The 19,194-nt window shown below is 64.9% G+C and carries 19 protein-coding genes; 9 read left to right on the top strand and 10 right to left on the bottom strand.

Features of this window, described 5'->3' with window-relative positions; all coding sequences use genetic code 11:
• From AB7290_RS09985 to AB7290_RS09975, 3 genes are all read right to left on the bottom strand, one after another.
• Positions 1–948 carry a LysM peptidoglycan-binding domain-containing protein gene (locus AB7290_RS09985; protein WP_085399507.1) on the bottom strand — a complete coding sequence of 316 codons (948 nt, stop codon included), beginning with the start codon at positions 946–948 and terminating at the stop codon, positions 1–3.
• A 585-nt stretch (positions 949–1,533) separates the two neighbouring features.
• Positions 1,534–1,788, bottom strand: a complete 255-nt coding sequence (locus AB7290_RS09980; protein ID WP_085399508.1) for a hypothetical protein — start codon at positions 1,786–1,788, stop codon at positions 1,534–1,536.
• 62 nt (positions 1,789–1,850) lie between these two features.
• Positions 1,851–2,714: a DUF3313 domain-containing protein gene (locus tag AB7290_RS09975; RefSeq protein WP_085399509.1), complete on the bottom strand. Its 864-nt coding sequence runs from the start codon at positions 2,712–2,714 to the stop codon at positions 1,851–1,853.
• Positions 2,715–2,892: 178 nt separating this feature from the next.
• Here AB7290_RS09975 and AB7290_RS09970 point away from each other — a divergent pair, with 178 nt between their 5' ends.
• The gene (locus AB7290_RS09970; RefSeq protein ID WP_085399510.1) at positions 2,893–3,564 is read left to right on the top strand and encodes a TetR/AcrR family transcriptional regulator; all 672 of its coding nucleotides are present in this window, start codon (positions 2,893–2,895) and stop codon (positions 3,562–3,564) included.
• 9 nt (positions 3,565–3,573) lie between these two features.
• On the opposite strand, the gene AB7290_RS09965 is transcribed toward AB7290_RS09970, so the two are convergent.
• On the bottom strand, positions 3,574–4,053 hold the full coding sequence (locus AB7290_RS09965; RefSeq protein ID WP_085399511.1) for a MarR family winged helix-turn-helix transcriptional regulator: 480 nt from the start codon (positions 4,051–4,053) through the stop codon (positions 3,574–3,576).
• 104 nt (positions 4,054–4,157) lie between these two features.
• Between AB7290_RS09965 and AB7290_RS09960 the strand changes: the two genes are divergently transcribed.
• Positions 4,158–5,366, top strand: coding sequence for an ABC transporter substrate-binding protein (locus AB7290_RS09960; protein ID WP_085399512.1), 1,209 nt, complete (start codon positions 4,158–4,160; stop codon positions 5,364–5,366).
• A gap of 16 nt (positions 5,367–5,382) precedes the next feature.
• Positions 5,383–6,561, top strand: coding sequence for a cytochrome P450 (locus tag AB7290_RS09955; protein WP_085399513.1), 1,179 nt, complete (start codon positions 5,383–5,385; stop codon positions 6,559–6,561).
• Between the two features lie 35 nt (positions 6,562–6,596).
• Here AB7290_RS09955 and AB7290_RS09950 read toward each other — a convergent pair whose 3' ends face one another.
• Entirely contained in the window at positions 6,597–7,325 is a 729-nt protein-coding gene (locus AB7290_RS09950; protein WP_085399514.1) for a hypothetical protein, read from the bottom strand.
• 288 nt (positions 7,326–7,613) lie between these two features.
• Between AB7290_RS09950 and AB7290_RS09945 the strand changes: the two genes are divergently transcribed.
• Complete coding sequence (locus tag AB7290_RS09945; protein ID WP_028147643.1) at positions 7,614–8,537, top strand: ABC transporter ATP-binding protein; 924 nt, start codon at positions 7,614–7,616, stop codon at positions 8,535–8,537.
• The gene (locus AB7290_RS09940; protein ID WP_028147642.1) at positions 8,534–9,295 is read left to right on the top strand and encodes an ABC transporter permease; all 762 of its coding nucleotides are present in this window, start codon (positions 8,534–8,536) and stop codon (positions 9,293–9,295) included. The genes AB7290_RS09945 and AB7290_RS09940 overlap by 4 nt, the downstream gene beginning before the upstream one ends.
• 108 nt (positions 9,296–9,403) lie before the next feature.
• Here AB7290_RS09940 and AB7290_RS09935 read toward each other — a convergent pair whose 3' ends face one another.
• On the bottom strand, positions 9,404–9,727 hold the full coding sequence (locus tag AB7290_RS09935) for a hypothetical protein (protein WP_085399515.1): 324 nt from the start codon (positions 9,725–9,727) through the stop codon (positions 9,404–9,406).
• Positions 9,728–10,054: 327 nt separating this feature from the next.
• On the opposite strand from AB7290_RS09935, the gene AB7290_RS09930 reads away from it, so the two are divergent.
• Positions 10,055–10,834: a L,D-transpeptidase gene (locus AB7290_RS09930; protein WP_085399528.1), complete on the top strand. Its 780-nt coding sequence runs from the start codon at positions 10,055–10,057 to the stop codon at positions 10,832–10,834.
• A 2-nt stretch (positions 10,835–10,836) separates the two neighbouring features.
• Here the strand turns inward: AB7290_RS09930 and AB7290_RS09925 are convergent, their stop codons facing one another.
• Positions 10,837–12,099, bottom strand: a complete 1,263-nt coding sequence (locus tag AB7290_RS09925; protein WP_085399516.1) for a hypothetical protein — start codon at positions 12,097–12,099, stop codon at positions 10,837–10,839.
• Between the two features lie 132 nt (positions 12,100–12,231).
• Between AB7290_RS09925 and AB7290_RS09920 the strand changes: the two genes are divergently transcribed.
• Positions 12,232–13,215 carry a glycerophosphodiester phosphodiesterase gene (locus AB7290_RS09920; protein WP_085399529.1) on the top strand — a complete coding sequence of 328 codons (984 nt, stop codon included), beginning with the start codon at positions 12,232–12,234 and terminating at the stop codon, positions 13,213–13,215.
• A gap of 134 nt (positions 13,216–13,349) precedes the next feature.
• Here AB7290_RS09920 and AB7290_RS09915 read toward each other — a convergent pair whose 3' ends face one another.
• Positions 13,350–15,629 carry a spermidine synthase gene (locus AB7290_RS09915; RefSeq protein ID WP_085399517.1) on the bottom strand — a complete coding sequence of 760 codons (2,280 nt, stop codon included), beginning with the start codon at positions 15,627–15,629 and terminating at the stop codon, positions 13,350–13,352.
• Between the two features lie 178 nt (positions 15,630–15,807).
• On the opposite strand from AB7290_RS09915, the gene AB7290_RS09910 reads away from it, so the two are divergent.
• The gene (locus tag AB7290_RS09910) at positions 15,808–17,418 is read left to right on the top strand and encodes a phytoene desaturase family protein (protein WP_085399518.1); all 1,611 of its coding nucleotides are present in this window, start codon (positions 15,808–15,810) and stop codon (positions 17,416–17,418) included.
• A 288-nt stretch (positions 17,419–17,706) separates the two neighbouring features.
• Here AB7290_RS09910 and AB7290_RS09905 read toward each other — a convergent pair whose 3' ends face one another.
• The gene (locus tag AB7290_RS09905; protein WP_094183922.1) at positions 17,707–17,862 is read right to left on the bottom strand and encodes a Flp family type IVb pilin; all 156 of its coding nucleotides are present in this window, start codon (positions 17,860–17,862) and stop codon (positions 17,707–17,709) included.
• Between the two features lie 163 nt (positions 17,863–18,025).
• Here AB7290_RS09905 and AB7290_RS09900 point away from each other — a divergent pair, with 163 nt between their 5' ends.
• Positions 18,026–18,913: a 50S ribosomal protein L11 methyltransferase gene (locus AB7290_RS09900; RefSeq protein ID WP_085399519.1), complete on the top strand. Its 888-nt coding sequence runs from the start codon at positions 18,026–18,028 to the stop codon at positions 18,911–18,913.
• Positions 18,914–18,986: 73 nt separating this feature from the next.
• On the opposite strand, the gene AB7290_RS09895 is transcribed toward AB7290_RS09900, so the two are convergent.
• The gene (locus tag AB7290_RS09895; RefSeq protein WP_028147633.1) at positions 18,987–19,166 is read right to left on the bottom strand and encodes a hypothetical protein; all 180 of its coding nucleotides are present in this window, start codon (positions 19,164–19,166) and stop codon (positions 18,987–18,989) included.
• Between the last annotated feature and the right edge of the window lie 28 nt (positions 19,167–19,194).

Here is a 19,194-nt window from a genome sequence, read left to right as displayed (position 1 = left end):
CTACTTCCGCCCTTGCGGCGGAGGCGCCGGCGCCGCCATCGCGGCCACAGGCTCGGGCGGCGTCAGATGGCGCGGGACGATGATGGACTGGCCGGGGGTGAGGGTCGCGTTCTCCGCCAGCGAATTGCTCTGCGCCAGCGTCCACAGCGGCACGCGGCGGGCGGCGGCGATGCTCTCCATGGTGTCGCCCGCGCGCACCGGCACCCGCACGCCGCTGTCCCACAATTCCACCGGCGTGTTCGGCGGCACGAGATAGCGCAACGGTACCGCATCGGCCTGGCTCTGCGCGGGGATGCGTGGCAGCTGCGTCACCATCTCGATGATCTGGCGATGGATGTCGTCCGACTTCTCGATGTTGATGTGCGAGACGCGGCTGTTCTCCTTGAGGTCGTAGCTCGCGTAATGGCCCCGATAGCCGGGCACGGCCACGACGTCGCCGCCGCCGAGCACGCTGTCGGAGAGGAAGATGTTGATGAAGCGCTCGACATTGAGCGGCACGTCGCCGGTCGCATGCGCGGAATCGATGGCGATGACGAGGCTGATCCGGATGTTCTCCTTGGCCGCCATCTCGGAGATCACGACCGAGCACAGCCCGCCCATGGAGTGGCCGATCAGCACGATCGGCGCCGGGCTCTCCTTGTAGCTGGAGATGACACGATCGCCGATCCATCGGCAGATGGTGAATTCATAGACGTCGGCCGAGAAGCCGGCCTTCGTCAGCTTTTCGCTGAGCCGGTCCATGCCGGTCGAGAAGATCGGCCCCATGGCGCCGCGGAACAGGTAGATCTTTGGCGGCGGCAGCGGCTCGACCGGCGGAGCGGGAGGCGGCGGCGCAGCGGTCGTGACCGCGGGGCGCTTCGGCTTCGCAGGTGAGGCAGCGGCCATGCCGGTGCCTAGGGCGAGCAGCGCAACCGCTGCCAGCACGACTAGCCGCCTCAAATCGATCATCCGTCCAGCAGTCCCACCATGGGAGGCAAAGGCCTCCTCCGCGGGCTTAGTGACCACCGATTGGGTGGATTTTGGGGCACGGAACCGGGCCCGTGACGCCCGTCGGTCGAGGTTCTCATCCTGCCCCTTACATCCCCGGCATCAATTGAAGGGAATCCATGGCTGGGCTTCGCAGGTATCAAGGATCACCGAGCTCTGGACTCCCTTGTAGGCGTCATCGTCGAAAAAGACCGAATAGGCGGGGTGTCTGTCAGACGGACCAGCGCCCTGCCTCAGGCAGACGAAATACGCCCCCGGCCCGTGGTCAGTAGGGCGGACGGCGGATGTCTCGAGTCCCCCGGTCAGCTTGACTTCGGCGGCTGCCTTCCTGACGCCCTCCTGCACCGCCTTGGCACCAGGCGGACGCGGAGGATGATAGACAGGAGGCAAATTCCCGCTCGACGCGCATCCCGCCAGCAGCAGCGTCAAGATGGCGGACAAGGCCGCCAGAGAACTGCGGCGGCCGAAGACGGACCTTCGCTGGCCGCACGCCAACTCATATCGTGAATGCATCGCTTGTCCCCAGTGCCGCGCTCGCTGCGCGCCTCATCCCTGGGTCAGGACGAGATAGAGGCAGCCGGCGACCGTGGGCAGGAACGCGACCAGGGCCGTCATCCAGAAGCCGGGCTCGAGCATCGAGTCCTGGTCATCCCTCTCGTCGACTGCACGCCGATCTGCATTCGTCCGGCTCCACGCCTCATCGGCCGTGAACAGGGGAACGCTGCTCGCGCGCGCATCGTCGCGTGCTGCGCTTTGGCGCAAAGCGCGTTGGGAAAGGCGAGTTATTCCGGATGTCAGCATGTCATTGACTCTGATCGGCTACCAATATGTCGGGCTCGGATGTTGCGGGGCGCGCGGCCGCATCACTGTGTCAGCGCCTGATCTGAATTCGCTCCGGGCACAGGCGGCGGGGCCGGATTGTTGGCCGGGCTCTCCTTGGCGCCGGAATCGGTCCAGGCCGGCGGCAGGCCGAGCCCCTGCCCCGCGATGCCGGTGATGCCGGGAAACCGTCCGAACGCTTCGCAGGCGACGTATTTGGGTGCACCGCCGAGGCGCACGGGAATGCTGTCCATCGGCGGCAGCGCAGGGATGCCGCCGAACGGCGATTCTCCGGTCGTAACCAGTTTTGCGAAGTCCGTGCCGAAATCGGCGGCGAGATCGTAGGCATCGCCCTCATTGGCGACCCGCGGAGAGTTGGTAATCGAGTTGGCGCCGCGCGCCCAGACCATGGCCGCCTTCTGAAATCCTGCAAAATCGCGCGCCTCCGCCTCGACCGACAGGCTGCCGAGCCCGACCGGAAGCCTCGGCACCGGTACAGGCACGCCGGGCAGCGCAACGGTCTTGGCAATCGACAGGGCCTTCGATGCGCCGGAGGCGGTCGGGCTGGTCGGCGCGGCATGTGTCACGGTCGCCTGCACCGTGAGATCGGCATCGTCATCGGATGAGACGATACGGAAGCGCTCGCTCAAGCGGAGACACAGCTCGCGGCTGATGGCGTTCGCAACCAGGCGACGTTCCTTTTCGTTCAAGACGACATCCGTGCGCGCGGGAAAGACGGTCGATGCGATCCGGATCGTCTTCGCCGCCAGGACATCCTGCTTGTTCACGCGGATTTTCGATCGCGTCACCAGCCCGTTCGCTTCCGACATCCGGTCGTAGCTCCTGAGCGAGCCGGCCTGTTCGAGCGGCGCGGTCGCACACCCTCCGAGCGCAAGCGCGGCACCCATCAGGGCCGTCCGTGGAAAGCGCATGGTCCCATTCCCGCATCGGCAGTTTATTAGAGAGATCGCTCTAATAATCACTTCTCACGCCTCGCAACATCCGTCAACATAAATAGATGGAACTCTCTAATTTTGATTTTCTCGTGGCGAACCGTCGTGCTAAACGGGGCGAGTGTGAGTGGAGATGTCCGGTTTGAGGAAAGTCGACCCCGTTAAGCATGAGCAGAAGCGCGGGGAAATCCTCGGCGCGGCGATCCGCTGCTTCATCCGGGACGGCTTCCGCGGCGCCAGCACGACAGATATCTGTACCGAAGCCGGCATCAGTCCGGGCCACCTCTATCACTACTTCGCGAGCAAGGAGGCGATCATCGAGGCGATGATCGACCTCGGTCTCGCGCGGTCGGCCGAGCGGTTTGAAAAGATTCTCGCGGCCACCGACGTGATCGAGGCACTGCTCGTCGATATCGAGGAAACCAGCCTGCGGTTTCGTCCCGCCCAGATCCTCAATCTGGATGGTCTCGCGGAGGCCGCCCGCAATCCTGAATTCGCTGCGATCATCGAACGCCACACCGCGGCGGTCCGCCGCATGTGGAGCGACTTCCTGCGCCGCGCGCAGCAGCAGGGACGGGTGGATCCTGGGTTAGATCCGGACGCGACGGCAAACATCCTGATCGCCCTCGTCGACGGATCCCGCGCCATGCCGATCCGCAATCCGAAGCTGGATATCAAGCAGAGCGTAGAGCATCTGAGAACGATGCTCGCGCGCTTCCTGAACCCGCCCGACGCACAGAGCGCTGCGATCAAGCCCCGCATTCAGAAGACCGGTCGTCCCCTGAAGCTGGTCAGGAAGCGATAGAGCCCGACCCTAGAGCGGCAGGAGCCGGTTCAGCAATTCCAGCAGCGTGCGCTGCTCGGCCGCGCTGAGCGGGACCAGCATCTTTTCGTTATAGGGCTCTGTCAGCCTTGCCCCCTCGGCAATGAGCTTTGCGCCCTTCGGCGTCAGCATCAGCTCGACGGCGCGACGATCCGCCTTCGAGCGGTTGCGCTTGATGAAGCCGGACGATTCGAGCTCGTTCAGGATCTTGATCAGGTTCGGCAGGCGCAGCCGAAGCAGGCTGGCGAGGCTGCTCGGCGGCACGCCGGGATTGTCACGAATGACGGCGAAGATCGCATAGGTCGCCGGCGTCAGGCCCAACGCGGCGAACTCCTCGTAAAAGCCTTCGAAAAACTTCAACTGCGCGAGGCGCAGCATGAAGCCGGGCGTCCGCCGGAGCGCGCGCAGGTCCAGCGATTTCTCCGGCTGCTGATCGGACTTCAACCCGGGTCTTACGGTTTTCGAACTCATGATCCTCAATCCGCGGCGGCCAAAGCCGAATTGACACTCTCAAAAATAGCTATAAAATATAACTATTATTTAGCGGCACCAAGACCGCGCATGGGAGGGACACAATGAACAGCAAATTCCTGCACAAATTGTGCATTTTGGCCTCGATGCTGGTTGCCGCGCCGGGCTTTGCCCAGGATGCCGTGAAGATCGGCATCCTGAACGACCAATCCGGTCCGTTCGCGAGCTATCAGGGGATCGGCTCGGTCGTCGCCGCAAAAATGGCGGTCGAGGATTATGGCGGCAAGGCCGCCGGCAAGCCTGTCGAGGTCGTCGCGGCCGACCATCAGAACAAGACCGACATCGGGATCGGCATCGCCAGACGCTGGTACGAGAATGACGGCGTCGACGCGATCTTCGACATCCCCAACTCGTCGATCGCGCTCGCTGTCGCCGGCATGAGCGCCGAGAAGAACAAGGTCTTCGTCGGATCGGGCGCTGGCACGGTTCTGTTGACCGGCGAAAAATGCACGCCCAACACCGTGCACTGGACCTACGACACCTATGCCTACGGGCGCGGCCTCGGCAAGGCGATCGTGCAGCAGGGCGGCAAGAAGTGGTTCTTCATCACCGCCGACTACGCGTTCGGTCACGATCTGGAGAAGCAGGCCGCGGAGGCCGTGAAAGCGTCCGGCGGCGAGGTGCTCGGCAGCGTGCGGCATCCGCTGGGAACGGCTGACTACGCCTCCTTCCTGCTCCAGGCCCAGGCTTCGGGCGCGAACGTCGTCGGCTTCGCCAATGCCGGCGACGATACCATCACCTCGATGAAGCAGGCCGCCGAGTTCGGGCTGACCAAGGACCACAAGCTGGTCGGATTGATCCTGGGGATGAACGGCCTTCCCTCACTCGGACTGAAGTTTGCGCAGAGCGCGCAGATCATGAACCCGTTCTACTGGGATCTGAACGACGGCACGCGGGCTTTCGCCAAACGCTTCGCCGAGCGCATTCCCTCGAAGGCTTATCCCAACGACATGCAGGCCGGCGTCTATGCCTCGGTCATTCACTACCTCAAGGCGGTCGACAAGGTCGGCGGCGCCAAGGACGGCAAGGCCGTCGTCACCGCGATGAAGGAGATGCCGACGGACGATCCGCTGTTCGGCAAGGGCTACATCCGCAAGGACGGACGCAAGATCCACCCGCTCTATTTGCTCCAGGTCAAGGCGCCCGAGGAGTCGAATTCGGCCTGGGACCTGCTGAAGGTCGTCGCCACGATCAAGGGCGAGGACGCATTCCGCGCGGAGAGCGAAGGCAAGTGTCCGCTGACCACGCAATAACGGCCGGGAGCTGACCATGAGCGGCATTGCATCCAGTCCGATCGACCCGTTCGCGCCTGACTTCCTGATGGACCCCTATCCCGCCTATGAAGCGCTGCGCGCGCTCGGGCCTGCGTTCGCGCTGGAGCGGTATGGCGTGTGGGCCATGGCAGGCTATGCCGAAGTCGAGCCGGCCCTGAAGGACTGGAAGACGTTCATCAGCGGCGAGGGTGTCGGGCTTCACGGGATGAATCCTGCCCTGCCGAAACCGCTGACACTCCAGATCGATCCTCCCGATCATGACAAGGGCCGCCGCGTCCTCGGCCGCACCCTGTCACCGGGCGTCGCAAGGAAGCTGCGCGAGACGTTTCAGCTAGAAGCGGAGAAGAAGGTCTCGGAGCTGATCGACAAGGGCACCTTCGATGCCGTGGCCGATCTTGCGGAGGCCTATCCCATGAAAGTGTTTCCGGATGCGATCGGCATCCGGCCTGACGGCCGCGAGAAGCTGCTGGCCTGGAGCACGTTCGTGTTCGACAGCTTTGGCCCGGAGAACGTAATGCTGGCCGCATCGCGCAAGGCGGGCCTCGCCGCTCAGAGCTGGATCATGGAATGCTGCGCCCGGGACGCGTTGCAGCCCGACGGGCTGGGCATGATGATCTACCAGGCGGCCGACGACGGCGAGATCACCGAGCACGAAGCAACGCACCTGGTGCGGCCGTTCCTCACCGCCGGGATCGACACCACCGTCAATGGCATCGGGAATACCCTGCTGGCACTCGCCACGCATCCGGATGAATATCGCAAGCTGCACCACAAGCCGGAACTGGCGCGCAACGCCTTCGAGGAGGGGTTACGCTACGACTCACCGGTGCAGACGTTCTTTCGCACCACCTCGCGCGACGTCGAGATCGGCGACGGCGTGATCCCCGCGCACCGCAAGGTGCTGCTGTTCATGGCCTCCGCCAACCGCGATCCGGCGCGCTGGGACAAACCCGACCGCTTCGATGTCGAACGGAGTGCGACCGGACATGTCGGCTTCGGCGCCGGCATTCACGCCTGTGTCGGCCAGATGATTGCACGTCTGGAAGGCGAATTGATCTTCGGCGAGCTTGCAAGGCGCGTGAAGACCATCGAGCTCACGGCAGAGCCGAAACGCAGGCTCAACAATTCCCTGCGCGGACTGGAGAGCATCCCGGTCCGCGTGACCGCCGCTTAGGCGGCATCACGCGGTGCTGCGGGCGCGACGCGCCCTCAGTTCCTGGCCGGCGCCGTTGCCGCCGCGGAGCGTGCCTGCCGCGGGGCCCTGGGTGCGCCGGGTTCGGCGACCGGACCTGCCGGGGCGCGCGAGCGCAAGATGGCGGCGTCGATCTCGCCGATGACGCGGCGCTGGATCGCCTCGTTCTTGTCGATCGAGATGTGGCCGACGCCGGTGCCGCGGACGTCGACATTGTCGAGCTTGCCGCGGAGACCAGCCGCAGCGCGCACAGGCTCGCCGGGACCGTCGCCGATATAGATGTTGATGTAGCGTTCGGCGCCGGTCGACAGCCTGGTCTTGAATACGGAATCGAGGCCGATCGCTAGCTTCACGGGCACGCCGAGCTGGTTGAGCTTGGCGATCATGTCGGGCAGCGCGGTCGCGCCGGAGGAATGGCCGACCAGGACAATGGTCTTGACCCGACCGGCCCTGTAGTTGGCCGCGGCCTCATCAGCGAGCGAGGACCAGGACACGAAGTTCGCGACGGTCACCTGGACGCCCTGCGCCTGGAGGCGGGAGCCGATCGTATCGAGCCCGAGCGAGAAGATGTTGAGCACGCCGCGGAGCAGGTAGACATGGGTGGTCGCGGCCGCGGACTGGCTCGGCGCCGCCCTGGCGGTGGACGGGCTAATGGCAACAGCTGACAGCAGGAGCAGGCAGATCGCCCACACACGGAGGGCGGGCAACTGGCTGGCGCCGGCGGTGTGACGGCCGTTCGGTCTCATCTCGATGTTTTCCCTGGGGACGATACGCTTTGCGATTGGCCGGAATCGTAGCCACGGCCTGCTCGCAGACGCAACAAAGAGGCGCGTGAGCGGCAATCTTAGCCACAAGCCGTGACCCTCGCGCAACACTTGCCCGGAACCTGCCACCGAAGGGACTGTTTTGAGACCATTTTTCTCCGGCCAATTGCGGCCGGGCAAGTGCATTCCTATTTCAGGGCTCCGCTGACCTCCTCCCGGACGGTTCCAGCCTCCCCTCCCCAGTCTTTACCTTTCAGCCCTGCGGCCATCATGTCCTCCATCATTTCCGTCGCCAATTTGTCGAAGACCTATGGGTCCGGCTTCAAGGCGCTCAAGAACGTCAATCTCGACATCAAGCGCGGCGAGATTTTCGCGCTGCTCGGCCCCAACGGCGCCGGCAAGACCACGCTGATCTCGATCATCTGCGGCATCGCCAACCCAAGCGAAGGCACGGTCCTCGTCGGCGGCGAGAACATCCAGACCTCGTACCGCAAGGCCCGCTCGCTGATCGGCCTCGTGCCCCAGGAATTGCACACCGACGCCTTCGAGAGCGTGTGGGCGACGGTGAGCTTCTCCCGCGGCCTGTTCGGCAAGCCGAAGAACCCCGCCCATATCGAGAAGGTGCTGAAGGACCTCTCGCTCTGGGACAAGAAGGACAACAAGATCATCACGCTCTCCGGCGGCATGAAGCGCCGCGTGATGATCGCGAAGGCGCTGTCGCACGAGCCGCAGATCCTGTTCCTGGACGAGCCGACCGCCGGCGTCGACGTCGAGCTGCGCAAGGGCATGTGGGAGGTGGTGCGCACCCTGCAGCAATCCGGCGTCACCATCATCCTGACCACGCATTACATCGAGGAAGCCGAGGAGATGGCCGACCGCATCGGCGTCATCAACAAGGGCGAGATCGTGCTGGTCGAGGACAAGGCGACGTTGATGGAGAAGCTCGGCAAGAAGCGGTTGACGCTGCATCTGCAGGGCAAGGTCACGACGCTGCCGGACAGCCTCAGCCATTACGAACTCGACGTCTGCGACGGCGGCGCGACGCTCGTCTACGACTACGACACCAAGGGCGAGCGCACCGGCATCACCAGCCTGCTCAGCGACCTCCGCAACGCCGGCATCCGCTTCAACGATCTCGACACGACGCAATCGTCGCTCGAGGACATCTTCGTCGACCTCGTGAGGACGTCATGAATCATCGCGCCATCCGCGCCATCTATCTGTTCGAAATGGCGCGCACCTGGCGTACGCTGCTGCAAAGCATCGTCTCGCCTGTCGTCTCGACCTCGCTCTATTTCGTGGTGTTCGGTGCCGCGATCGGCTCGCGCATCAGCCAGGTCGAGGGCGTCAGCTACGGCACCTTCATCGTGCCGGGCCTGATCATGCTCTCGGTGCTGACACAGAGCATCGCCAACGCTTCCTTCGGCATCTACTTTCCGAAATTCACCGGCACGATCTACGAAATCCTGTCAGCGCCAATTTCCTATGGCGAGATCGTGCTCGGCTATGTCGGCGCCGCCGCGACGAAGTCGATCATTCTCGGCCTGATCATTCTCGCCACTGCCGGCCTGTTCGTGCCGCTGCACATCCATCATCCGGTCTGGATGCTGACCTTCCTGGTGCTGACGGCAGTGACGTTCAGCCTGTTCGGCTTCATCATCGGCATCTGGGCCGACGGCTTCGAAAAGCTCCAGATGATCCCGATGCTGGTGGTGACGCCGCTGACCTTCCTCGGCGGCAGCTTCTATTCCATCGACATGCTGCCGGCAGGCTGGCGCACCGTGGCGCTGCTGAACCCGGTCGTCTATCTGATCTCGGGCTTCCGCTGGAGCTTCTACGAGATTGCGGATGTCAGCGTGTCCGTCAGCATCTGCATGACGACGGCGTTCCTGGTGATCTGCCTCGCCGTGATCTGGTGGATTTTCCGCACGGGCTACCGGCTGAAGAACTGACCGCAGATCCGTAGCCCGGATGGAGCGCAGCGAAATCCGGGACGAGCGTCACCTCACGCACCAGCGGCCCCGGATTGCGCTTCGCTCCATCCGGGCTACGGCGCTACCTCACCTGTAGCAGTGGAAGCGATGGTAGCCGTCATAGTAGCCGCGGCAGCGGTAATGGCGGTGATGCGGAATGCCGAACACGCCCTCCACCGCACCCACGGCCCCTCCAACACCGGCGCCGACCGCGCCGCCAACGACGCCACCGACAGGCCCGGCAATCCGGTTGCCTTCATAGGAGCCCTCCTGGGCGCCGCGCACGATGCCCTGGGCGTGGCCGGCTTGCGGCAGCGACAACAGCGCGAGCAGGATGGCGGTGGCTGCGAACAGCAGGCGGACGGGCAAACCGGCCGGCAATTGCGCGGCGGCGATACGGGCTTTGTTCATCTTCGGTCCCAAGGGAATTAAAGGGGAGAGGGCAGCGGAAGCCGCCCGTCGAGGGCAGCCACAATCAACGCCTGAAGCGGCCGAATGGTTGCGCCTTTGTGACGAATTGTCGGCGTTGTGACTGCTTGGCACGCTCGCGAAAATGTCAGCGCCACCGCCAGCCACGCGGCACAAAGCGGCCTTGCTTACGCCCGGCATCGCGTTAACGATGGAGGGGCAGCCCGCTGGAACGAAAGCCGGATTGCAGGCATATTGCACGCCGGGGGACGGAGAGCCGCGGCGCCTAGCGTGAACAGGCCGGAGGCCAGAACTCAAATGCGTTTCCAGATGCGTTCTTTTTTCATCGCTTTTTCCTCATTGATGTTTTTGAGCGCGGGCACCGCGCAGGCCAAGGTCGAGATCACCGTCGACAAGGACAATCAGCAGATGACCGTCGCCGTCGACGGCGTCGCGCGCTATCACTGGCCGGTGTCGACCGGCATCCCCTCGCGCGAAACGCCGGGCGGCGCCTTCCGCGCCTTCCGCATGGAAGAGGATCACTACTCCAAGGAATTCGACGACGCGCCGATGCCGCACGCGATCTTCTTCACCAAGGTCGGGCACGCCATCCACGGCACCGACTCGGTCGGCCGCCTCGGCTCGCCGGCGTCGCACGGCTGCGTGCGACTGTCGCGCCAGAATGCCTCGACGCTCTATGCGCTGGTGCAGCAGCAGGGCGTGCTCAACACCACGGTGACGCTGACCGGCTCGGCCCAGGTGGCTCTGGCCCGCAACCCGCGCGGCCGCAACCCCACAGCAGTGGCCCGCGCGCCGCAGCCGGCCGAAGAGCAGTACGCCACTTCAGGCGATCCCGTGAATCTCGCACCGCCGGCGCAGCCCGCCCGCCGCTACATGCCGCAGGACGACAATTACATCTACCCGGCCGACGGCAGCGACACCGGCACGCGCTATCCCGCGCCGCGCTCGGCCAGCCGTCCGCTCTATGACGCACAGGTCTACCAACAGCAGCAGCCGCAGCAGTACTACAATCAAGGCTACGGCCAGCAGGGCTACTATCAGCCACAGCCCCGGCAATACTATCAGCCGCGCGGTTACTATCAGAACTGACGCTACCGGAACGCGGCGTTGCCGCGTTCGACGATCTTTCGCGCAGCATCGACGAAGGCGCGCGCGACCGGCTCGAGGATCTCGGGCCCGGTCGCGGCGAGATCATCCGACGGCGTATGAAACGTCCGATGGCGCCCGGCCATGCCGAGGAAATTGGCGTAGCCCGCCGCATGCACGTCGCGCAGCTCACCGACCGCCTGCTTCTCCGTCACCAGACGCTTGGCCTCGACTTTTGCAAAAGCCTCGTCGGTCAGCGCGACGGCGGATTTGCTCAGCACGAGATAACGCTCTTGCTCGGGCCGATCGGTGCGCGCGCCTTCCGCGAAGGCATAGCAGGCGTTCGACGAACCGAAATGAATCCACGCCAGCGTGTCCTTCGGTGCCGGCGCTCCGTGCTTCAAAAACAGCTCCATGCCGCCATGGCCGATCTCGTGGCCGGCGGTGGCGATGAACACAAGATGCGCCGGCCATTTCTCGGCGGCGACGGTGCGCGCCAGCGCGAGAAAATTGGCGATGCCGGGGCCGCGCTCGCAGACGCACGAGTACCAGCCGGTCATCGGCGTGGAGACGACGATGACCGGCCCACGGCCGGCCCCGATCTCGGCGATGACGTTGCGGCCAACAACATCGCGCTCGTAATGGCCCTTGACGTCAAAGGTCACAGGCGCACCTGAGGCGAGCGCGCGCTCGAACACCGCTCGCGACGCCGCGCCGACCACGATCACCGGCACGGGCCAGGGTGCATCCTCCTGCGTGACGTTATAGGCGAAGCGGTCGTCGGCGGGATTGCCGATCATCAGCAGGATGGCCGCCGGCTTCCTTGCCGCGGCTTCCTCGATCGCCGCACGATGGGTCGGCCCCAGATAGGCGCCCCGATCGAACGGCAGATCGAGCAGAAGGATCCTGCCGGTAACATCGCCGTCGCGCGCGAGCGGCGCGGCGAGATGGAAGCTGGCCTTGTCCTCCGGCGGCCACCAGAATGGCGTCGCCTCGACAGAGATGCCGGCGGCTTCGGCGCTGGCCCGCTCGACGACATATTGCCGCCCGAGCACGACGGGCTGGAAGCTGATTTCGAAACCCGCCTGCTTCATCTCGCCGGCGATCCAGTCGGCCGTCGCGCGATCGCCCGCCGAGCTGAAGCGGTGCAGACCGAAGGACGCATAGCGCGCCACATCTTCGTAGAGGCTCGCACCCGAGAGCACATCCTTGGCTAGCGCCTGTCCGACCATGAGAATCGCCATCGTTGCGATGAAGATAAGCCGCATATGAATGGCTCCCTTTTTTGAGAGCCAGTTTCCGCCTTCCCCGGCCGCCGTCAAGCACCTGTCGACCACGAAGCTGGACGAACCGGGCGAAGATTTCATAAGCTCCTCTTTTCACTTGGGCTGCGAACCTTGATGCCGTCACGTGCCGCGACAATCCTGATCGTGCTCTCGGTTCTCATTGCGGGACGAGCCATGGCCTTTGATCTCGAAGCGCATCGCGGCGGGCGCGCGCTGTTGCCGGAAAACACCCTGCCGGCCTTCGCCAACGCGCTGTCGATGGGCGTGGACACGCTGGAGCTCGACGTCGGCGTGACCGCGGATGGCGAGGTCATCATCTCGCATGAACGCGGGCTCAATCCCGACCTCGCGCGCGATGCAGGCGGCGCCTATGTCGCCGCGCCCGGCACACCGTTCGTGAAGCTGCGGCTCGAAGAGGTCAGGGCCTATGACGTCGGCCAGATCCGCCCCGACAGTTCCTACGCGAAGCAATTCCCCGACCAGCGGGCCGTGCCGGGGACACGCGTTCCCACCCTGGGCGAGCTGTTCGCGCTGGTACGCAAGGCCGGCAACACGCGCGTGCGTTTCAATATCGAGACCAAGATCGATCCAAACCATCCGGACGAGTCGCTCGATCCGCAAGGCTTTGTCGCAAAGCTGCTCGGGCTGATCGAGGCCGAGAGATTGTCCGATCGCGTCATGATCCAGTCGTTCGACTGGCGGACCCTGCTGCTCGTCCAGCAACAGGCGCCCAACATTCCGACGGTCTACCTGACGCTCCAGCGCGGCTCGGGCCAGACGGTGGCGTTGGACAAGGCGACGAACTGGACGGCGGGTTTCAGCCCGGCCGATCACGGCGGCTCGCTGCCGCGGACGATCAAGGCTGCGGGCGGCGCGGTCTGGTCGCCCTATTTCGGCGATGTAACCGAGGCGGTCGTCTCGGAGGCACACACGCTCGGACTGCGCATCGTGGTCTGGACCGTCAACAAGCGCGAGGACATGGCGCGCATGATCGAGCTCGGCGTCGACGGCATCATCTCGGACAGGCCGGACCTGCTGCGGCAAGTCGCGGGCGAGAAGGGAATTGCATTGCCGGCGGGAACGCCGGTCGTGCCGTGAAGTCTATCCGCCGTCATGGCCGGGCTTGTCCCGGCCATCCACGTGTTGCGGCATCGTCGGAAGAACGTGGATGCCCGGGACAAGCCCGGGCATGACGACCTCTCGTAAATCTGCGCGCCGTACCTTTGGCGTCCCTACTCCCCATCCCGCAGACGCCGGTACAGCGCGCCCAAAATATTGGAATAATCATCCGTCCAGACCCGCACCCGGTCGTCGGCTTCGGTCTGCTCCCATGACTTGGAGGAGGCGAGCCGGCCGACGTCGGCCTCCTCGCGCGCGGAGATGACGACGTCGGTCGAGAAGATGTAGTCCCCGTCGCGTCCGGAATCCTCGTTGAAGACCCAGCTCTTCAGATCGTTGGCATCGGCGATGCCGACCACGACGGTCTCGAGATCGAGGTGCCGGTTGGAGACGTGCATCACCACGGCACCGTGCGGCGCCAGCTTGTCCTTGTAGATATTCATCGCCTCTTCGGTGGCGAGATGAATCGGGATCGCATCCGACGAATAGGCGTCGACGATGATCAGGTCATAAGCGCCGTCGGGCTCTTTCGCGAAGGTGAGGCGAGCATCGCCGATCACCGGCTTCAGGCCCGGCATGCAGCTCGATATGTAGCGAAAGTTCTTCGGGTCGCTCGCCGCGTCGACCATGGACTGGTCGATCTCGAAGAAGGTCCAGCTTTCGCCGGGCTCGGCGGCACAGGCGAGCGTGCCCGATCCGACGCCGATTGCAGCGACCTTCAGCGGCGCGCCCTTGCGCTCGCGGAGCGCGGTGATGGCCTGACCGATCCCGCCGTCCTTGTGATAGTAGGTGATCGGCTCGGGCCGGCCGACGACCGGCGTGCCGTCATTGTTGCGGAAGCGCTCGGCGCCGTGGATCGTGGTGCCGTGCATCAGCACATGGAAATAGCCGCCGGGCGTCACCACGATCTTGTGCACGCCGAAGAAGCTGCGCACCGTCGTGACGCGGCCTTCGTCCGCCGGATAGACGCGGATCAACGCCAGCGCGAGCGCGGCGGTGGCGAAGATCTTCCAGCGGCTGGCGTTGAGCGCGAGCGCCAGAAGTGCTGCGAGCACGCCGACGGCCCCCGCGACCCAGACGCGATGATCCTCGAACCAGGTCGAGAGATCGCCGGTCATGTAAGACGGCGCGACCAGCGCCACCGCAAGCACGGCGAGTGCCAGCCAGTACCATCTGACGATACCCGCCAGCCGCTCGTTCGCCGGCGGCCGGCACAGCGCGGCGAGCGCGACCAGGATCGGGTATTCGGCGATCCAGGAGAAGGTGAATGGAGCAACGAGGCCGGCAAAGAGTCCACCGACCATGCCGCCGAACGACAGCGCGACATAGAAGCCCGTGAGATATTTGGCGGCCGGGCGTGTCCGCGCCAGCTCGCCATGGCAGGCCATGGCGATGACGAAGAAGCACAATTGGTGGCCGCCGAGGGTCAGCAGCAGATTCTGTTCGCCGCCGAACGCCAGCAGGACGATGACGCCCGCGATCGCGACCGGCTGGAGCATCAGCATCCATTTGTGCGGCAGCAGCGGCCGCGACTGGAACACCACCACCCAAGTGAGTAGATACAGCGACAGCGGCAGCACCCAGAGCAACGGCGCCGCCGCGACGTCGGTCGAGATGTGCGCCGTGACGGCGATCAGCAGCCCGGACGGCACCGCGGCGAGGAAGATCCAGCGCAGCCGCGTCACGAAGCCTGGCGCCGGCGCATTGATGTCCTCGGTTTTTGCGTCGACCACGGCCAGCTTCGGCGAACGCAGCAGCAGCACGCCGCAGGCGGCGATCAGGAGGATCAGGAGGCCATAGCCAAGGGTCCAGAACCGGTTCTGCGTGTGCAGCGTGAAAATCGGCTCCAGCAGGAACGGATAGGACAACAGCGCGAGGAAGCTGCCGATGTTGGAGGATGCATAGAGGAAATAGGGATCGTGTCCGGCAGGATGGCCGGTGCGGACGAACCAGGCCTGCAGCAGCGGATTGTTGGCGGCGAGCGCGAAGAACGGCAGGCCGATCGAGACCACGAACAGGCCGAGCAGCCAGAACGCATAGCCCGACGCCGGTGGCTCGCCATAGGCGGTGGCGATGCCGAGCGGCAGCGTGGCGAAGGCCAGCGCCAGCAACACGAGATGCACCACCACGGGAACGATCCGGCTCCTGATCTGCATCAAGAGATGCGCATAGGCATAGCCCGCCAGCAGCAGCGACTGGAAGAACACCATCGCCACCGACCACACTGCCGGCGAGCCGCCGAGCCGCGGCAGCACCATCTTGGCGAACAGCGGCTGCACCGAGAACAGCAAGAGCGCACTGACGAAGATCGCGGCAGTATAGACCGTCAGCAGCAGCCGGTTGCGCGACGAGGAGGGCTGCTCCGTGGCGGCGGGTTGCACGATCGAATCCATGGAAGCTCCGGCTTAAACCCCGGCGGGCGCCGGACGCGCGCAATGGAGCACAAGGCGCATGAACGGGCAATAAAGGGTCTCGTGATGTTGCAGCGACGATTGCTTGATATACAGATGTCATTCCGGGTCTGGTCTTTCGGACCATCCCGGAAAGACCGCGGAACATTTTGAATCCTTCATGAGCGAAACCGACGTCATCATCATCGGCGCTGGCCATAACGGCCTCACCTGCGCGGCCTATCTCGCGATGGCGGGCCTGCGCGTGCGCGTCGTCGAGCGCCGCAAGGTGGTCGGCGGGGCCGCGGTCACGGAGGAGTTTCACCCCGGATTCCGCAACTCGGTCGCGGCCTACACGGTGAGCCTGCTCAATCCGCAGGTGATCCGCGACTTGGGGCTCACTGAACAGGGCCTGCGGATCGTCGAGCGGCGCGCCCAGAATTTCCTGCCCGCGCCCGACGGCAGCTATCTGCTCACCGGCGAGGGGCGGACGAAGGAATCCGTCGCGCGGCTGAGCACGCACGACGCAAGCGCGCTGGACGGGTTCTCGCGCGAGCTGGAAGACATCGCCGACGTGCTGCGGCAATTCGTGCTGCGTGCGCCGCCGAACCTGCTTGACGGTTTTGGCACGAACGCGATCCGCGAAGCGGTGAACGCGTTGCAGAGCGCCAACATCCTGCGTGGGTTGACGCTGGAGCAAAGCCGCAGCCTGCTCGATCTCTTCACCCGCTCGGCCGGCGAGATACTGGACGAGCGCTTCGAGCACGATCTGGTCAAGGCGCTGTTCGGCTTCGATGCCATCGTCGGCAATTATGCCAGTCCGTACGCGGCGGGCTCGGCCTATGTGATGCTGCACCACGCCTTCGGCGAGGTGAATGGCAAGAAGGGCGTCTGGGGCCACGCCATCGGCGGCATGGGGGCGATCACGCAGGCGATGGCGCGCGTCGCGCAGGGCCGCGGCGTCACGATCGACACGGATGCGGGTGTGCGCGAGATCATCGTCGAGCGCGACCGCGCGGTGGGCGTAGTGCTGGACAACGGCACCTCCATCCGCGCGAAATATGTCGCGGCCAACGTCAATCCAAAGCTGCTCTACACGCGGCTGATCGCGGCCGACGCGCTGCCCCCGGACTTCCTCGCGCGCATCCGGCACTGGAAGAACGGCTCCGGCACCTTCCGCATGAATGTGGCGCTGGACCGCCTGCCCTCCTTCACCGCGCTCCCGGGCGACGGCGATCACCTCACCTCCGGCATCATCCTCGCGCCAAGCCTCGGCTACCTGGACCGCGCCTATCTCGACGCGCGCGCGCTGGGCTGGAGCCGGGAGCCTGTCGTCGAAATGCTGATCCCCTCCACGCTCGACGACACGCTCGCACCGGCGGACAAACACGTCGCGAGCCTGTTCTGCCAACACGTCGCGCCCGAACTGCCCGACGGAAAGTCCTGGGACGACCATCGCGAGGAGGTCGCCGATCTCATGATCGCGACGGTGGACAAATACGCACCTGGCTTTGCGGCAAGCGTGCTTGGCCGCCAGATCCTCTCCCCGCTCGACCTCGAACGGCAATTCGGCCTGCTGGGAGGCGACATCTTCCACGGCGCGCTGACGCTGAACCAGCTGTTCTCGGCGCGGCCGATGCTGGGCCATGCCGACTATCGCGGGCCCCTGAAGGGCCTCTATCATTGCGGCTCCGGCGCCCACCCCGGCGGCGGCGTCACCGGCGCGCCCGGCCACAACGCCGCACAGGCGATTTTGAGGGATCACCGCTCGCTGTTCGGAAGCCGTGGATAGGTCTGTGGAAAGGGCTGTGGACAGGCTGTTGGCAGGGCTGTGAGAAAGCAGTGGGTCGCCTGCGCGCGGCAGGCCCGGCGCGCCCCGTACAAGGCGGTGGAAAAGCTGGGGACGAGTGGCGGGATAAAGCCGTGGACAACTTGGGGGAAACGAGTGGAAGGCCTGTGGGCATTTCCGGGCCGCCCCCCAAAACGACCTCGCCCGCCGGGGGCAACTCCCCGTGCGGGCGATCGTCAGGTAACAGCCTCTAAAGAAAAACAGCCCCCGCCAGGAAATGGGAGGCGGAAATTACTTCAAGGAACTGCTAATCGAACCGAACTTGTCGTTCAAGCTGGTGCCCAGGCTGTTCACCACGGTGATGATCGCCAGCGCGATGCCCGCTGCGATCAGGCCGTATTCGATCGCGGTTGCACCGGATTCGTCCGACCAGAACTTCAAAACCATGCTCTTCAAGACTCGCCTCCGTTTCAATTCCAAGGTGCGTTGGCTGGATCCAACACCCGGAAATCTACGGGATACAACCTGCAGTCAGGTTAAATCGGAACCTGCAAGTTATGCGGAAAATTGGGAACAAAAGTTCCAAAAATTGAACTGACGGAACCCTAGAATGCAGCTTTCTCCCACTCATCGCGCCTGCTTTTCGATCGGCACCGAGGCCGCGGCCAAGCGCGTCGTCGACGTGCTCACGGAGGTCTTTTTCGACGGCGATGCGGCGGTCGCCGCCTTCGAACGGCCGGACGGACAGTGGGACGTCACGCTCCATTTCGCCGAGGCGCCCGATCAGGCATGGCTGCGGGAACTCATTGTAACTTCGGCAGGAAACGAGATCGCGGACACGCTCATCTTCGACATTGTCGAGGCCAAGGACTGGGTCAAGGCGAGCCTCGAAGATCTCGTCCCGGTGCCGGCCGGGCGCTTCGTCGTGCACGGCAGCCACGACCGCGACCGCGTCGCGCCGAACAAGCTTGCCATCGAGATCGAGGCAGCGCTCGCCTTCGGCACCGGCCACCACGGCACCACACGCGGCTGTTTACTGTTGCTTGACCACGTCCTGAAGAGTTCCCGGCCGAGGAGCCTGCTCGACCTCGGCACCGGCACCGGCGTGCTGGGCATCGCCGCAGCGAAGGCGCTGCATCGCGCGGTGCTCGCCTCCGACATCGACCCGCCGTCGGTGCGGGTGGCGGCAGAGAACGCGACACTGAACCACGTCGGCAACCAGGTGCGGGTGATCCGCGCAACCGGATTTGCCGCACCGGACTTTGCCAGATGCGGCCCGTTCGACCTGGTCCTGGCCAACATCCTTGCCAATCCGTTAAGGCAATTGGCCGGCCCGATGGCGCGGCACCTCGCGCCCGGCGCGCGCGTCATCCTTTCGGGCCTCTTGACCCACCAGGCCCCCGCCGTGATCGCCGCCTACCGCGCACGCGGCCTCGTGCCGCTGCGGCACCTGCGGATCGAGGGGTGGAGCAGCTTGTTGCTGAGGAAGATGGGGTAAGGCCAGCGTAGGTGCCGTCGGGTGGGCAAAGCGACTTGTCCGCCATAGCTCGAAGAGCGACGGCGGAACACCACTACTCCGCCGGCTTCTCGTCCCGGCGCGTCGCGCGCTTGCCCTGCAAGGCGCGCCTGGCGCGGCGCTCGGCGAAACGGTCGATCATCTGGCTGATGAGGCCGCGCGGCTTCTTCGGTGTCGTTGCGGCCGGGGCGCGGTGGGCCGGCGGCGAAATCTTCTCAAACATGAACGCTGGCATCGTGTGTCCCCTCGCCGTTGAGATGAAC

Origin of the sequence: Bradyrhizobium sp. 613_E4_N2_2 (assembly GCF_052075995.1) — a bacterium.
Lineage (GTDB): Bacteria > Pseudomonadota > Alphaproteobacteria > Rhizobiales > Xanthobacteraceae > Bradyrhizobium > Bradyrhizobium barranii.
This window is presented reverse-complemented; position numbering and strand designations above follow the sequence as displayed.

Excerpts from the sequence above, each read along its gene's own strand:
- AB7290_RS09980 (WP_085399508.1), bottom strand. The coding sequence starts at position 1,788 with ATGCTGACATCCGGAATAACTCGCCTTTCCCAACGCGCTTTGCGCCAA.
- AB7290_RS09905 (WP_094183922.1), bottom strand. The coding sequence starts at position 17,862 with ATGGTTTTGAAGTTCTGGTCGGACGAATCCGGTGCAACCGCGATCGAA.
- AB7290_RS09965 (WP_085399511.1), bottom strand. The coding sequence starts at position 4,053 with ATGAGTTCGAAAACCGTAAGACCCGGGTTGAAGTCCGATCAGCAGCCG.
- AB7290_RS09945 (WP_028147643.1), top strand. The coding sequence starts at position 7,614 with ATGTCCTCCATCATTTCCGTCGCCAATTTGTCGAAGACCTATGGGTCC.
- AB7290_RS09985 (WP_085399507.1), bottom strand. The coding sequence starts at position 948 with ATGATCGATTTGAGGCGGCTAGTCGTGCTGGCAGCGGTTGCGCTGCTC.
- AB7290_RS09915 (WP_085399517.1), bottom strand. The coding sequence starts at position 15,629 with ATGGATTCGATCGTGCAACCCGCCGCCACGGAGCAGCCCTCCTCGTCG.
- AB7290_RS09920 (WP_085399529.1), top strand. The coding sequence starts at position 12,232 with ATGCCGTCACGTGCCGCGACAATCCTGATCGTGCTCTCGGTTCTCATT.
- AB7290_RS09960 (WP_085399512.1), top strand. The coding sequence starts at position 4,158 with ATGAACAGCAAATTCCTGCACAAATTGTGCATTTTGGCCTCGATGCTG.
- AB7290_RS09970 (WP_085399510.1), top strand. The coding sequence starts at position 2,893 with ATGTCCGGTTTGAGGAAAGTCGACCCCGTTAAGCATGAGCAGAAGCGC.
- AB7290_RS09955 (WP_085399513.1), top strand. The coding sequence starts at position 5,383 with ATGAGCGGCATTGCATCCAGTCCGATCGACCCGTTCGCGCCTGACTTC.
- AB7290_RS09910 (WP_085399518.1), top strand. The coding sequence starts at position 15,808 with ATGAGCGAAACCGACGTCATCATCATCGGCGCTGGCCATAACGGCCTC.
- AB7290_RS09925 (WP_085399516.1), bottom strand. The coding sequence starts at position 12,099 with ATGCGGCTTATCTTCATCGCAACGATGGCGATTCTCATGGTCGGACAG.
- AB7290_RS09895 (WP_028147633.1), bottom strand. The coding sequence starts at position 19,166 with ATGCCAGCGTTCATGTTTGAGAAGATTTCGCCGCCGGCCCACCGCGCC.
- AB7290_RS09950 (WP_085399514.1), bottom strand. The coding sequence starts at position 7,325 with ATGAGACCGAACGGCCGTCACACCGCCGGCGCCAGCCAGTTGCCCGCC.
- AB7290_RS09900 (WP_085399519.1), top strand. The coding sequence starts at position 18,026 with ATGCAGCTTTCTCCCACTCATCGCGCCTGCTTTTCGATCGGCACCGAG.
- AB7290_RS09975 (WP_085399509.1), bottom strand. The coding sequence starts at position 2,714 with ATGGGTGCCGCGCTTGCGCTCGGAGGGTGTGCGACCGCGCCGCTCGAA.
- AB7290_RS09930 (WP_085399528.1), top strand. The coding sequence starts at position 10,055 with ATGCGTTCTTTTTTCATCGCTTTTTCCTCATTGATGTTTTTGAGCGCG.
- AB7290_RS09935 (WP_085399515.1), bottom strand. The coding sequence starts at position 9,727 with ATGAACAAAGCCCGTATCGCCGCCGCGCAATTGCCGGCCGGTTTGCCC.
- AB7290_RS09940 (WP_028147642.1), top strand. The coding sequence starts at position 8,534 with ATGAATCATCGCGCCATCCGCGCCATCTATCTGTTCGAAATGGCGCGC.